Source organism: Aeromicrobium sp. CF4.19 (genome assembly GCF_051262555.1).
Taxonomy (GTDB): domain Bacteria; phylum Actinomycetota; class Actinomycetes; order Propionibacteriales; family Nocardioidaceae; genus Aeromicrobium.
The window spans coordinates 608,141-622,596 of record NZ_JBIMEU010000002.1; the positions used below are offsets into that span (position 1 = coordinate 608,141).

General features: G+C 71.6%; 12 protein-coding genes. 7 read left to right on the top strand and 5 right to left on the bottom strand.

The window, feature by feature from the left end; translation table 11 throughout:
- Nucleotides 1-6 precede the first annotated feature (6 nt).
- Nucleotides 7-1,149: a serine hydrolase domain-containing protein gene (locus ACHAAC_RS07540; protein ID WP_435715466.1), complete on the bottom strand. Its 1,143-nt coding sequence runs from the start codon at nt 1,147-1,149 to the stop codon at nt 7-9.
- Nucleotides 1,150-1,219: 70 nt separating this feature from the next.
- Here ACHAAC_RS07540 and ACHAAC_RS07545 point away from each other — a divergent pair, with 70 nt between their 5' ends.
- The gene (locus ACHAAC_RS07545) at nt 1,220-1,540 is read left to right on the top strand and encodes a putative quinol monooxygenase (RefSeq protein ID WP_435715467.1); all 321 of its coding nucleotides are present in this window, start codon (nt 1,220-1,222) and stop codon (nt 1,538-1,540) included.
- Nucleotides 1,541-1,583: 43 nt separating this feature from the next.
- Nucleotides 1,584-4,229 (top strand): SNF2-related protein, encoded by a 2,646-nt coding sequence (locus ACHAAC_RS07550; protein WP_435715468.1) that lies wholly within the window; start codon nt 1,584-1,586, stop codon nt 4,227-4,229.
- Between the two features lie 45 nt (nt 4,230-4,274).
- On the opposite strand, the gene ACHAAC_RS07555 is transcribed toward ACHAAC_RS07550, so the two are convergent.
- The 4 genes from ACHAAC_RS07555 to ACHAAC_RS07570 form a co-directional block, all read right to left on the bottom strand.
- Nucleotides 4,275-4,697 carry a hypothetical protein gene (locus ACHAAC_RS07555; RefSeq protein ID WP_435715469.1) on the bottom strand — a complete coding sequence of 141 codons (423 nt, stop codon included), beginning with the start codon at nt 4,695-4,697 and terminating at the stop codon, nt 4,275-4,277.
- Nucleotides 4,698-4,755: 58 nt separating this feature from the next.
- Complete coding sequence (locus tag ACHAAC_RS07560) at nt 4,756-5,973, bottom strand: hypothetical protein (protein WP_435715471.1); 1,218 nt, start codon at nt 5,971-5,973, stop codon at nt 4,756-4,758.
- A 112-nt stretch (nt 5,974-6,085) separates the two neighbouring features.
- On the bottom strand, nt 6,086-7,285 hold the full coding sequence (locus ACHAAC_RS07565; protein ID WP_435715472.1) for a lipase family protein: 1,200 nt from the start codon (nt 7,283-7,285) through the stop codon (nt 6,086-6,088).
- Nucleotides 7,286-7,369: 84 nt separating this feature from the next.
- Nucleotides 7,370-7,816: a hypothetical protein gene (locus ACHAAC_RS07570; RefSeq protein WP_435715473.1), complete on the bottom strand. Its 447-nt coding sequence runs from the start codon at nt 7,814-7,816 to the stop codon at nt 7,370-7,372.
- Nucleotides 7,817-7,980: 164 nt separating this feature from the next.
- Here ACHAAC_RS07570 and ACHAAC_RS07575 point away from each other — a divergent pair, with 164 nt between their 5' ends.
- From ACHAAC_RS07575 to ACHAAC_RS07595, 5 genes are all read left to right on the top strand, one after another.
- Nucleotides 7,981-9,390, top strand: coding sequence for a GntP family permease (locus ACHAAC_RS07575; protein ID WP_435715474.1), 1,410 nt, complete (start codon nt 7,981-7,983; stop codon nt 9,388-9,390).
- Nucleotides 9,391-9,422: 32 nt separating this feature from the next.
- A complete protein-coding gene (locus tag ACHAAC_RS07580) occupies nt 9,423-9,920 on the top strand; it encodes a gluconokinase (RefSeq protein ID WP_435715475.1) in 498 nt (165 codons plus the stop codon).
- A 110-nt stretch (nt 9,921-10,030) separates the two neighbouring features.
- Complete coding sequence (locus ACHAAC_RS07585; RefSeq protein ID WP_435715477.1) at nt 10,031-11,533, top strand: aldehyde dehydrogenase family protein; 1,503 nt, start codon at nt 10,031-10,033, stop codon at nt 11,531-11,533.
- Between the two features lie 19 nt (nt 11,534-11,552).
- Entirely contained in the window at nt 11,553-13,280 is a 1,728-nt protein-coding gene (gene betA / locus ACHAAC_RS07590; protein WP_435715478.1) for a choline dehydrogenase, read from the top strand.
- A gap of 6 nt (nt 13,281-13,286) precedes the next feature.
- The gene (locus tag ACHAAC_RS07595) at nt 13,287-14,435 is read left to right on the top strand and encodes a hypothetical protein (RefSeq protein WP_435715480.1); all 1,149 of its coding nucleotides are present in this window, start codon (nt 13,287-13,289) and stop codon (nt 14,433-14,435) included.
- Nucleotides 14,436-14,456 lie beyond the last annotated feature (21 nt).

Below are 14,456 nucleotides of genomic sequence, written 5' to 3' on the forward strand. Positions count from 1 at the left end.
GCGAGCTCAGCGCAGGCCCGCCAGCACGGTCGTCGTGAACCCGTCCAGGGTGAAGGCGTCGGGCGTGGCGGGCAGGGGGCCCATCCGGACGGCGACGACGTCACGCGACGGCACGACGGCGAGGACCTGGTTGCCGAACCCGATCGCCCACGTCGCGTCGTCCGGGACCTTCGGGCCCAGACGCCCTCGGAAGGGCTCACTGTCGGCCGCGAAGCCCGTGGCCCGGTCGATGGTCTGCACACGCCCCTCACCGTTGACCCACCACAGCAGCCCGTAGCCGGCGTTGAGTCGTGAGGAGGGGCTCACGAGCTCGTCGATCGTCTCGGTACGGACGAGCCGCTCATCGCCCCACTGCCCTTGTCTGGCGACCAACAGGCCCACGCGGGCCAGGTCACGGCACGAGGACGCCAGGCCCGAGTAGGTCGTGGTGCTGCCGACACCATCGGTCTCCCACGAGGTGTCCTGCAGGCCCAGAGGCTCAAAGAGGCGCTCGGCCGCGAAGTCGCGGACCTCACGCCCGGTGGCACTGCGCAGCACGGCCTCCAGCACCTGGACGGCCGAGTTGTTGTACTCCCAGTGCTCACCCGGTGGGTGCTGCTGGTCGAGGCCGACGGCGAAGGCCGTCTTGTCGCTCGCCTCACGGACCATCTGCCCGTAGTCCAGGTCCCAGGTCCATGCGCGGCCCGAGGTGTTCGCCATGAGCTCTCGGACCGTGACTTGCGACGACGCGGTGTCACGCCAGCCCGGCACGTGCTCGGCCACACGCGTGTCCAGCGTGAGGTCTCCGTCGTCGATCGCCATCGCCACCAGCAGCGCCGTGACGGACTTGGTGATGGAGTAGGCGGGCCGTGTCGTGCTCTCGGCGGCTCCTGCGGTGTATCGCTCGTGCACGATGACGCCGTCGGACACGACGACCCCGCACGAGCTGCCCGCCCCGTCCAGCATCGCGTCGAGGTCCCCGAACCGGCCGCGCTCGTCACGGTCCCACGTCTCCCCGGGAACGGCCTCCGGGGTCGGTGTCGGCGCTGGCTCGACCGAGGGGCTCGCCGTCGCCGACGGGGAGGTCACCTCCCGGGAGGGCGACGCGTCCGGATCTCCGGCACAGCCGACCACCAGCAGCAGGCTCAGCACGGCCACCGGTCGGATCACCCGTGCCACTGTTCCAGATCCGCTCGTAGGCTGGCCGGGACACCAGACGTCGTGCCCCAGGAGGAGTCCCGTGATCTTCATCGTCGCCAAGTTCGAGACCAAGCCCGAGTGGACCGACCGCTGGATGGAGCTGGTCGCGCCCTTCACCCAGGCCACCCGTGCCGAGCCCGGGAACCGGTGGTTCGACTGGTCCCGGAGCGTGGACCACCCGCACGAGTGGGTGCTCGTGGAGGCGTTCGACGATGACGCCGCCGAGGCGCACGTGACCAGCGACCACTTCAAGCAGGCGCAGCAGGACCTGCCGCGTGCCCTGGCCCGCACCCCAGCGGTGATCAGTGAGTCGATCAGCGCCGAGGACTGGGCCGAGCTGGGCGAGATGTCCGTCGACTGATCCCGATTCGTCATCACGGCCGGGCTCGGGGGAGAATACAAGGATGTCGACTGTGACCGAGCTGCGCCTGCTGCTGCGCCACCCGGTCGACTTCGAGCTCGCCGACGAGCCACAGGACTCACGGTTCGTCTTCGTCACCCCGGAGGGCGAGCGCCGTGCCCGCGCGAGCGAGGCGGTCGGGCCGCTGAGCCAGGGCATCCGGTCCATGGCCGCCGACCCCAGCGTGCGGGCGTGGGCCACTCCCGCCATCCTGGCGCTGCGCCTCATGGCCAAGGGCGAGCTCGCCGACCCCGCGGCCTCTGAGCGCTCGCAGCTCCAGGACGCCTCCCGCGCCGTGGACCCGAATCCGGCCGCAGCCCGGGCCAAGGTGGAGGGCTTCCTGGCCGCGCTCGCGGCTGACGCCCCGTCGGTGGCCACGACGCCCCAGGCTCCTCGCGGTGCTCCCAGGGTGGGCCGTGGCCGCCCCGACCCGCAGGCGCCGCCGGTCGTGCCCCGAGAGCGCGTCAGGGCCAGGACCTTCTCGGCCACCCTGGACGTCGCCTTCCTCGACGACGCCGAGGCCGACGGCGACCACGTCGCCAGCGTCGCCCTGCTGGTCAAGCCACTCGATGCCGGCTGGGCCGCCGCCGACGCCCGCGACCTCTGGCGACGCGAGAACCACCACTTCGGGGCCGGCTCCCGCGAGGCCGTCCGTGGCCTCGTCGGCCGCGTCGCGGGCGAGTGGCCCCCGGCCGTTCGGCTCACGACGCTCCTGGAGGACGACGCCCCCCTGCTCGTCACCACCGATGAGCTCGCCGAGCTCGGAGTCCCCCGCATCGCCACGCGCCTCGGCGCCGAACGCATCGAGATCCGCTGGCCCGACGAGCTCGTGCGCGACCTGGAGACCAGTGCGACGGTCGGGGCGGGGCACACGCTCGAGCCAGGTCGACGGCGAGTCTTCAGCGCCGACCAGGTGTTCCGGTTCGACTGGCGCCTCGCGGTGGGCGGGGACGTCCTGACCCAGGACGAGCTGGACGAGCTGGCGACCTCCCAGCACGGTCTGCTGAAGCTGCGTGACCAGTGGGTCTTCGTCGACCCGAGCAGGCTGCGCCGGGTGCTGGAGCACCGCACCCGTGAGCTCACGGCCGTCGAGGCGCTGCGGGCCGCGGCCACGGGCGAGGTGGAGATCGACGGCGTCACGACGTCCGTGGAGATGGTGGGCTGGCTGGAGGACCTGCGTCGCCGCCTCGCCGAGCGCGGAGACTCAGAGCCCGTCGAGCAGCCGGCCTCGCTCGCGGGTGACCTGCGCGACTACCAGGTCAGCGGTCTGCGCTGGATGGCCCAGCTGGTCAACCTCGGCCTGGGCGGGATCCTGGCCGACGACATGGGCCTGGGCAAGACCGTCATGCTGATCGCTCTCCACCTGCACCGTGCCGCGGAGGCCGAGCAAGACGGTGGTTCGGCAGGGTCGACGCTCGTGGTGTGCCCGGCGTCCGTGGTCGGCAACTGGGAGCGTGAGGTGCGACGCTTCGCGCCGGGTGTTCCCGTGCGTCGCCACCACGGTGCGGGACGTTCCCTGGACGGCCTCGCCGGCGGCTTCGTCATCACCACCTACGCCACGATGCGTCGTGACGCCGCCCTGCTCCGTGATCACGCCGGCGGCTGGGACCTCGTGGTGGCCGACGAGGCACAGAACGTCAAGAACGTGCACTCCGGTGCCGCCCGCGCCCTGCGCACCATCCCCTCGACGGTGCGGCTCGCCCTGACCGGCACGCCGGTGGAGAACACCTTGGGTGAGCTCTGGGCGATCCTGGACTGGACCACGCCGGGTCTGCTCGGGGGCCGCGACGAGTTCCGCTCGCGCTGGTCGCGGCGCATCGAGTCCGGCGACACCGACCGCGCAGCCCAGCTGTCGAGCCTGATCGCACCCTTCGTGCTGCGGCGCCGCAAGAGCGACCCCGGCATCGCCCCGGAGCTGCCGCCCAAGACCGAGACCGACTACCGGGTGAACCTCACGCGCGAGCAGATCGGGCTCTACGAGGCCGTGGTCCGCTCGACCATGGAGGAGATCTCCGGGACGGCCGGCATGGCCCGGCGCGGGCTCGTCGTGAAGCTGCTGACCCAGCTCAAGCAGATCTGCAACCACCCCGCGCAGTTCCTGCGTCAGCCCAAGGGACGCCTTGCCGGCCGGTCGGGCAAGCTGACGGTGCTCGATGAGCTGCTCGATGACATCGTCCCCAGCGGCGGAGCCGCCCTGGTCTTCACGCAGTACGTGCAGATGGGTCTGCTGCTCCAGCGCCATCTCGCAGATCGGGAGATCGGCGCGCAGTTCCTGCACGGCGGGACACCGGTCCGCCAGCGTGAGCGCATGGTGCAGCGCTTCCAGGCCGGTGAGGTCCCGGTCTTCCTGCTCTCGCTCCGGGCCGCAGGCACCGGCCTGAACCTGACGCGCGCCGACCACGTCATCCACGTCGACCGGTGGTGGAACCCCGCCGTCGAGGACCAGGCCACCGATCGGGCCCACCGCATCGGGCAGACCCACCCCGTGCAGGTGCACCGGCTGATCGCCGAGGGCACCATCGAGGAGTCCGTGGCCGAGCTCATCGCCACCAAGCGCGCCCTCGCCGACGCCGTGGTCAACGCCGCGGAGGGAGCTCTCACGGAGCTCTCCGACACCGAGCTGGCCGAGCTCGTCCAGCTGCGCCGCTGAGCGGGCCCGGACACCACGGTGGGCGTCCGGGCCAGCGGTGAACCCTCAGCGCTGCCCGGACTCCGACTCGGGCCCGGCGGAGTAGACGACCTCGTCCTCCGGCACCTCCACGTGGGTGTCCGGGTGATCCGGCCACGAGGGGGCCGACTCGTCCTGCTGGCTCCCGGTCTGGCCAGCGCCGTCGCGGACCTCGCCGGACCCAGCCGCGCTGCGGACGGAGTCGACGGTCTCGCGGACCTTGCTCCCGGCCTTCTTCGCGGCCTCGCGGACCTCGTCGGAACCCGCCGCACCGCGCGCGGACTCGACGGTCTCACGGACCAGGCCCTCGGCCTTGGCGGCCGCGTCCTTGACCCGCTGGTCCTCACCGACTCGCGACGCGACGTCACGAATCTCCTCGTAGCGCTGTCGACCGGCTCGCGTTCCGAGCACGTACCCGATGCCGAACCCGATGATGAGCTTGAGCTTCATGGTGTCCTTCCCTGTGGTGTTCCCACCACTGTGCCTGCCCCGTGGTGGGGGCGCGCGCTCAGTGCGCGGCCGCCACGATCTCGTCCGGGGCGTGGGGAAGCTCGACGGTCTCGGTGACCTGACCCAGAGCCAGGTCGACCACGTGGATCGCCGAACCAGCAGGGTCGGTGACGTACGCGAGGTCACCCACCACCTCCAGGGCGGGGCGCGGCCGCTGCCAGTCCACCGGCTCCTTCCAGTCATCCAGCACGTCGATCGCATCGACCTTCTCGCCGGACTCCTCGTCGATGACGTGCAGAGCGCCGTCCGTGCCGAGCACGAGCGCCTCGCCCTCGGGACCGCGCCCCAGCGAGCGGAAGGTGTAGCTGGTGCCGAGGTCGACGAGGTCCACCTCGCCCTGCTCGGTGTCGAAGAGCGCGATCTGCTCCGGCCGCTCCAGCTCGGCCTCTGCATCCACCTTGTGATCGGCCAGCACGACGGGCGAGGCCTCGCTGCCGGCGAGATTGCCGCTGCGGGCGTAGTCGCCGGGGCCATCGATCTTGGTGAAGCCGTCGCGATCCAGGACGACCGCGCCGTCCTCGCACCCGAGCACGACGCGGCCCTGTGCCGCGACGGTCTCGCCGTGGACGCCGGGGCACTCGTTGGTGCTGGACTCGGTCTCACCGTCCGCGAGGACCTCGGCACCGTTGCGCTCCTCGGCGTTGCCGGTGGTGACCAGCAGACGATCGCCCTCGAGTGGCACGGCCACACCGTGGTGCGGCTCGTCCACGGACGCCTCCCCGACGCCCCGGGAGGGATCGAGGGCATCCAGCAGCTCGATCTCGCCCGTGCCGTCGCTGAAGAGCGCCGTCCGACCGGCGTGCGTGACGACGTGCCCGGGCTCGGGCGCCTCGTGCTCGGCTCCCCAGGCCACGTCGCCCGCGACGCGGTAGTGGTTGTGGTCCCCGTGCTCCTCGACGTCGACGCCGGTGTCCAGCAGCGTGAAGCCGCCGTCACGCGAGACCGCGACGTGTCGGCCGTCGCCCATCGGGCTGGCCCGCAGGAAACCGCCCAGCGAGAGCTCGTCGACCACCTCCAGGGTGCCGCCCTCGAGCACCATCACACCACCGTCGTAGGTGACCGCCACGCGGCCGGCCTCCAGCTCCCGGCCCTCCGCACTGCCCTCGGCGCTGCCGGCCTCGGACTCATCGGATTCGCCGGAGCAGGCGGCAAGGACCAGGGCGAGGCAGGAGACGGCTGCCGCCGCCGCCCGCCGGGACTTCAGGATCGTGGTCATGGAAAGCCTTCCTTTTGAGAATGATTCCCATTCAGAGTAAGGCACGTGTCACGAGGACGTGCAGAGGCCCCGCCGTACCGGCACCGTGCGTCCCTGGGCGGAAGGAACTGGGCTAGAAGCGACCGCAGTTGCCCGAGAGTGGCTTGCCCGCGATCCGGGCCTCCAGGAAGGCGAAGGCGCGCGGGAACCCCGTGACGGCCGCGCCCACGTGGGTGGGCGTGAGGGTTGCCCGGAAGTCGACCTCGGCGCCGAGCGAGCACCACGACCGCGCCATGTCACGACCCTGGGCGAAGTCGACGACGTCATCGAGACGGCTGTGCACCACGAGGGTCGGAACGGATGGTGCGCGGGTGCCCAGCCGGCTCTCCTCCAGCGCCGCGGAGATGTCCGGACGGTCGAGCTTCTCGATGACGGGCGCCCCGTCCGTCGTGAGGGTCCGGCTCTGCGTGAACGCGAGCTGGGCCACCCCGTCGATCGTGCAGCTGTCCTCCACCTGCTCGAGGTGGCGCCGACCTCTCTCGTTCAGCAGCGACCTGAGGTCGAGCTCGGGATGGGTGGCGTCAAGTGCCACGACGGCATACCCCAGGAAGGCCGCGTAGAGCGAGCCGTCGAGCTTGGGCGCGACGCGCTTGAGGTCCGCCGGGACCGCTCCGGCGTAGGCGCCGGCGATGTCCAGCTCCGGCGCGTAGGCCGTCGCCTGCTCCACGGCGCCACCGACGGCATTGCCGCCCTCGGAGTAGCCCGAGAGCAGGATGGGCGCCTCGTCCTCGACGAGGTCGAGGCGCTGAGCGGCCCGGACGGAGTCGAGCACGGACCGTCCCAACGACCCGGGGCTCACGTAGGTGTGGGCCCCGGGCGTGCCCAGTCCCTCGTAGTCGGTGACCACCACCGTGTAGCCGCGCGACAGCAGGCCCTGGATGAACAGGCCCTCGTACTCCGACCCGGCAGCCAGCTGGCGCGACGGAGCGCATCGGTCGGCCATGCCCTGCGTGCCGACCGCGTAGGCCACCACGGGGCGGGCGCCGGGACCCTTCCAGGTGGAACGGGGCACGATGACCGAGCCGGTCACGGCAACGCGCTCTCGAGCCCCCTCGCTGGCGTACATGACCCGGGTGACGTCGGCCTGGGCCCGGACGAGCTTGAGCGGGTCGAGGTGGAACACCGAGTCCTCGGTACGGATCACGTCGCCGTTGCCCGCCGGGAGCACCTCCGGTGGCTGGTAGAAGTCCTCGGCTGCGGCGGCCGGCGCCACCAGCAGCACGGATCCGAGCAGCGCGGTGGCGATGCCCACGACGATGGTGCGAGTTCCCATGACCTGTCCTTCGACCGGGCCCGCTCCCCCGCAGGCGTGGCCGCCAGCGTGTCAGTGACCCACGTCACTCTGCAACTGTCATTCTCAGGTCGAGATCTGGCGGGCCGAGCGAAGCGCCGCCCGCCACGGGCGGAGGTCGCCCGTCACCCTGCCCTCGGCCTGCAGCGCCCTGACCAGACGGGCCACGAGGCTCACCTGGGTCCTGCGCTCCACCGAACGCACCGCCAACCAGCCCGGCTGGAGGAACACGGGCAGGCACGCCATCAGATCATCGAGGCCGAGCACCCGGAAGAACGCACCCTCCCGTCCGACGTCGCGCTCGGCCGCCAGGGCTGCGGCGGCCTCGACTCCCAGCTGTGGCTGCACGTCCACGTGGTCCAGGAAGAGCAGGAGGTGAGCGAGCACCCGCTCGTAGCGGCGCACCGTGCTCGGCGGCCGCCCCTCACCCTCGGCGGCGACGAGACGCACGAGGACGTCCACCCCGTCGATCGCAGGACTCCAGCGCATGGGCATCGTGGTCGTGGTCTCCATGTCTCGCCGCCCCTCCAGCCGCAGAGGACCTGACCATAGGCGGCATGGCCCCGGGAGGACATCGACGCGAACCCCGGGTGTGGACAACACCCTGGAGACGGCGAGACTGTGGACACCGGGCATCCGCCTCGCACCGCTCCCCTCGTCCCCGCCAAGGAGTTCCGATGGACCCCATCGAGCCCGTCCACGGCACCGCCACGCTGCTGCTCATCGCCGGAGCAGCCGTCGCCGTGCTGCTGTTCCTCATCATGAAGGTCAAGCTGCACGCCTTCATCGCCCTGGTCCTCGTCAGCGTGGTGACCGCTGTCGTGGCCGGGATCCCGGTGGCCGACGTCCCCGTCGCGCTGACGGACGGGTTCGGCTCCACGCTCGCCTCGGTGGCCCTGCTGGTGGCCTTCGGAGTCATGATCGGCCGCCTCCTCGAGGTCACCGGCGGTGCACAGGTGCTCGCCGACACCCTCGTCAACCGCTTCGGGGAGAAGCGCGCCCCGCTGGCGCTCGGCGTCGCCGCGCTCATCTTCGGCTTCCCGATCTTCTTCGACGCCGGGCTCGTGGTGTTCCTGCCGATCATCCTGACCGTCGCCCGACGCTTCGGCGGGTCCGTGATCACCTACGCGCTCCCGGCCGCCGGCGCCTTCGCCGCGATGCACGCCCTCGTCCCTCCGCACCCCGGGCCCGTGGCGGCCGGCTCCGTGCTGGGGGGCGACGCGGGCGTCGTGCTGCTGGTCAACCTGCCGATCGTCATCATCTCCTGGTACGTCGGCGTCATGCTGGTGTCCCGCTTCCTCGCCGCCCGCATCATGGTGCCGCTGCCCGACCTGCTCTTCGGCCCCGAGAACGGCGGGCAGGACGCGGACGGCGAGGGCGCCACGAAGACCATCGCTCCCCCGTCGTTCGCTCTCGTGCTGTCGATCCTGGCGCTGCCCCTGGTGCTGATCTCCTTCAACACGGTGCTCACCACACTCATCACCGAGGGCGTGATCGGCGAGGGGAACACCTTCGTGGACGTGCTCGTGCTGCTCGGCAACACGCCCGTGGCACTGCTCATCACCCTGCTCGTCGCGATCGGCGTCCTGGGACCGCGCGGGGGTCGCACGATGTCGGAGACGACCTCCATGCTGGATGCCTCTCTCGCGCCGATCTGCTCGATCATCCTCATCACCGGCGCCGGCGGCATGTTCGGCGGCGTGCTGCGCACCAGCGGCATCGGCGAGGCCCTGACCTCCTCGCTGTCGGGCATCGGCGTGCCGTTGCTGCTGCAGGCCTTCCTCATCGCCACCGCACTGCGTGTGGCGCAGGGTTCGGCCACGGTCGCGCTCACGACCGCGGCCGGGCTCGTGGCGTCGCAGGCCGAGGGGCTGGGCGACGTGCAGATCGCGTTGCTCGTCACCGCCATCGCCGCCGGCTCCACCGTGCTCAGCCACGTCAACGACTCCGGCTTCTGGCTGGTCAGCCGGTTCTTCGGGATGGATGAGAAGACCACGCTGAAGACCTGGACGGTCCAGGAGACGACCCTCGGCCTGGCCGCCTTCGCCGTCGCGGCGATCGCGTGGCCGCTGGCCGGTGCGTTGTGACGGCCCCCGGCCCACCGCTGCAGGTGGTGGCGATGGGTGTCTCCGGGACCGGCAAGACGGTCGTGGGACGCGCCGTGGCCGAGGCCATGGGACTGGCGTTCATCGAGGGTGACCAGCACCATCCCCAGGCCAACATCGACAAGATGTCCGCCGGAGAGCCGCTGGACGACGACGACCGTCGACCCTGGCTGGAGGAGCTGGGCGAGCTGCTGCAGGCCAACCGTCGCGCCGGCATCGGCTCGGTGCTGGCGTGCTCGGCGCTCAAGCGGTCCTACCGGGACATCCTGCGGGCCGATGCCCCCGTGGACGCCACCTTCTTCCTGCACCTGGACCTGCCGTTCGACGTCCTGCTGGAGCGGATGGAGCAGCGTGAGCACTTCATGCCGCCCTCGTTGCTGCAGTCCCAGTTCGACACCCTCGAGCCGTTGGGCGAGGACGAGCACGGTGTCGCGCTCGACCATGACGACCCCCTGCCGGAGGTGGTCGTCGACGCCATCGCGGCCGTGCGCGAGGCGGGTCACACCGACTGAGCTCGGCACACCGCTCATCGTCCGGGAGGGGCCGTTCGTCCTGCCGGTTTGACGGACCCGCCAGCTTTCGGTTGAGTCAAGGTGCTCGCGTCGTCCCCCGGAGGAGAACCATGACCCAGCTGCTCATCGGCGGAACCTGGCGCGATGCCTCCGACGGCACCACCCGGGAGATCCGTTGCCCGGCCGACGGCCGACTCGTCACCACCGTTCCCGAGGGCACCGCAGAGGACTCCGTGGACGCCGTGCGCGCGGCACGCGACGCCTTCGACAACGGGCCCTGGCCCCGGACGCCGTCGCCCGAGCGCGCCGCGCTGCTGCATCGCCTGGCCGACCGGCTCACCGCGGAGAAGGAGGACGTCGCCCGGCTCGAGGCGATGGACACCGGCAAGCGCATGGTCGAGGCCCGCGTCGACATGGACGACATCATCGGCGTCTTCCGGCACTTCGCCTCGCTGGCCCAGGCCGACGCCGGGCGGGTCGTTGACCCCGGGATGCCCGACGTCGCCAGCCGCATCGTGCACGAGCCGATGGGCGTCTGCTCCCTCATCACGCCCTGGAACTTCCCGCTGCTGCAGACCTCCTGGAAGGTGGCCCCGGCGCTGGCCGCAGGGTGCACGTTCATCCTCAAGCCGAGCGAGCTCACGCCCTCCACGGCGATCTGGCTGGTGCGCACCCTCGCCGAGGAGGGGCTGCCCGACGGCGTGGCCAACCTCGTCCTCGGAGCCGGCGACAGGGTCGGCGCCCCACTGACCGAGCTGCCCGAGGTGGACCTCGTCTCCTTCACCGGGGGGCTCGTGACCGGTCGACGCATCATGGCCTCGGCCGCCCCGACGGTGAAGAAGGTCGCCCTGGAGCTGGGCGGCAAGAACCCCAACATCGTCTTCGCCGACGCCGACCGCGAGGCCGCGCTCGACATGGCCCTCACCGCGATCTTCCTCGACTCGGGCCAGGTGTGCTCCGCCGGCGCCCGCCTCATCGTGGAGGACTCCATCCACGACGAGTTCGTCGACGAGCTGGTGGCGCGGGCCGGCCGGATCCGTCTCGGTGGCCCGGACGACCCGCAGGCCGAGACCGGGCCACTGATCAGCGCCGCGCACCGCGAGAAGGTCGAGGCCTACGTCGCCGCCGGCCTGGCCGAGGGTGCGGTGCTGCGCGTCGGCGGCACGCGTCCCACTGGCGAGGGCTGGGACGAGGGCCACTGGTTCCCGCCCACGATCCTCGACGGCTGCTCGGCCGACATGTCCTGCGTGCAGGATGAGTCCTTCGGGCCGGTGCTGACGGTCGAGACGTTCACCGGCGACTCCCCCGACGCCCTGGAGGAGGCCGCAGTCTCCTTGGCCAACGACACGATCTACGGTCTCGCCGGGGCCGTGTGGACCGGCGACGCCGGCCGGGCCGAGCGCGTCGCCGCGCGCCTGCGGCACGGCACCATCTGGATCAACGACTACCACCCGTACGTCCCCCAGGCGGAGTGGGGCGGCTTCAAGCAGAGCGGCATCGGGCGCGAGCTCGGACTCGCCGGGCTCGAGGAGTACCGCGAGACCAAGCACGTCTGGCACAACACCCGCCCGGGGGCGCAGTACTGGTTCCCGTCCACCCGTCCCGACGCCTGAGCACAGGAGCACACGACCCATGCGCACCACGAGCTACGACTACGTCATCGTCGGCGGCGGCTCCGCCGGCTCGGCCCTCGGCAACCGGCTGAGCTCGGACCCGGACACCTCCGTCCTCGTCCTGGAAGCCGGTCGTTCGGACACGAAGCTGGACCCGTTCATCAACATGCCGGCGGCCCTGCCCTACCCCATCGGCAACCCGCTCTACGACTGGCGCTACGAGTCCGAGCCAGAGCCGCACATGAACGGCCGCAAGGTCTTCCACGCCCGCGGCAAGGTGCTCGGCGGGTCGTCCTCCATCAACGGGATGATCTTCCAGCGCGGCAACCCGATGGACTACCAGCGCTGGGCCGCGGAGCCCGGCATGGAGCACTGGGACTACGCGCACTGCCTGCCCTACTTCAAGCGCATGGAGACTTGCCTGGCCGGTGCGGACGCGTGGCGCGGCGGGTCCGGTCCGTTGGCGCTGGAGCGCGGTCCCGCGACGTCGCCCCTGTTCGGTGCGTTCTTCGAGGCCGTGCAGCAGGCCGGTCACCCGCTCACCGACGACGTCAACGGCTACCGGCAGGAGGGCTTCGCCAAGTTCGACCGCAACGTGCACCGCGGACGTCGCCTCAGCGCCAGCCGCGCGTACCTGACGCCCATCCGGCGTCGCAAGAACCTCACGATCCACACGCTGTCGCACGTCACCGGGCTGCGCACCCGCGGGAACCGGGTCGTGGGCGTGGACTACCTGCGCGGCGGCAAGCTCCGTCGGTCCGTCGAGGCCAAGGAGGTCATCCTGTGCGGTGGCGCCATCGGCTCCCCGCAGCTGCTGCAGCTGGCCGGCATCGGCAACGCCGCCGAGCTCTCCGCCCTGGGCATCACGCCGATGGTCGACCTGCCCGGCGTCGGCGAGAACCTGCAGGACCACCTCGAGGTCTACATCCAGCACGCGTCCCGGCAGCCGGTCTCGATCGCGCCGTGGCTCAAGCACCGCCACAAGCCACGCATCGGGGCGGAGTGGATGTTCCTGCGTCGGGGCGTGGGCGCCTCCAACCACTTCGAGGCCGGCGGCTTCGTCCGCAGCAACGACGAGGTCTCCTACCCGAACCTGATGTTCCACTTCCTGCCCATCGCCATCCGCTACGACGGCTCCAAGCCGGCCGACGCGCCCGGCAGCGACGGCCACGGCTACCAGGTGCACATCGGCCCGATGTACTCCGACGTCCGCGGCAGCGTCAAGATCACCTCCACCGACCCGTTCCAGCACCCGGCCCTGCGCTTCAACTACCTCTCCACCGAGAACGACCGGCGCGAGTGGATCGAGATGGTGCGGTCCGCCCGCGACATCCTGGAGCAGCCGGCGTTCTCCGCGTTCAGCGGCGGTGAGATCTCGCCCGGTCCCTCGGTGCAGACCGATCAGGAGATCCTGGACTGGGTGGCCGAGGACGCCGAGACGGCCCTGCACCCCTCCTGCACCGCGAGGATGGGCACCGACGCGATGAGCGTCGTGGACCCGGCCACGCTGCGCGTTCACGGTGTCGAGGGGCTGCGCGTCGTCGATGCCTCCGTGTTCCCCTTCGTCACCAACGGCAACATCTACGCGCCGGTGATGATGGTGGCCGAGAAGGCAGCCGACCTCATCCTCGGCAACACCCCCCTGCCTGCGCTCGACGCGCCGTTCTACCGCCACGGCAGCGACATGCCGCTGTGGCCCGAGGGTGACCCGCGCAACGACGCGGTCCCCGGCACCGTCGCGGGCTGAGGCGGTGTGCGACTGAGCGCCGACGCACCGGTCTCCTGGCCCTCTGGCCCAGCCTGGGACGCGTGGTGGCAGCACGAGACGCGCCACCTGCCGACCTCCACGACCGATGAGCAGGGGTACGTCGACGGGCTCGAGGACGAGCTGCCGCCCGGCACCCGGCTCCGGCTCACCGCGGGCGAGCACCTGCGTGCCGGCGCCCTCTACGAGGCCGAGATGTCCGGCGTCACCACGGTGGCGGCCGCCGGTGGGATCGGTGGTCCCGACGATCGCAGGCTCGTGCACGCCCAGCTGCGGCACCTCGCGGACGAGCGTCGCGTCGTCGTGGACCTCGACGGCCTGGACGGCCTCCGGTCCCTGCGCGCCTCCAGCGACCTGCAGCACCTGGCCTTCGACGTCTCGGCCTCGACCTCGAGCACGGCCCCGTTCGACGTCGAGCTGCGGCTCGACTGGCTGCGCGTGCACCTCTCGGCCGCGGTCGAGCAGCGCGGGGCCGACGCCCACCTGGTCGTCACCGGGACGATGCGAGGCAGGGGACGGTGGCGCCCGGTGCTGGCGCCGTTCCTCGCTGCGGCAGGGTCCTTCGCCGCCAAGGGCCTGCGCTCGTCGGTCGAGGACGCCGCCGCCTGGCTCAGCAGCCTGGAGGGCGACCCCACCGGCGAGCGCCGCCCGAACCCCGAGCAGGCACGGACCCATCGGGCGAGGACCGCCGCCGCCATCATGAGCGCACGTGCCACGACGGTGGCGGACCAGATGGCTGCCGGGCACTGGTGGCGGCGGCGCAACCCCCAGCACTGGCTCCGAGCGCTGCACGACCTGCCCGAGCCGGACTGGCCGCGTGCCGAGGAGCTCGACGACTGGGAGAGCAGGGAGCAGGACCTCCTCCGGCTCTACGCCACCCGGCACCGACGCTCCGACCCGCCACGCTGGGTGGGCGATGAGCTCCTGCGACGACACGCCGCCCAGCAGGAGGCCCTCGAGCGGTCGCGGGCCGCCGCCGAGGTCACGACCCCGGCCCCGGCTCCCCTGACCGACGCTTCCTTCGACCTCGCCTGGCTCGTGACGCCGTGGTCCATGATCCGTCGCTCGCGAGACCTGGGCAGCGACGCGGAGGCCGAGGCCGCGCTCCGCGCTGACCTTCAGGACGGCCCCACATGACTATTGCCCGGCCTCGAGCCG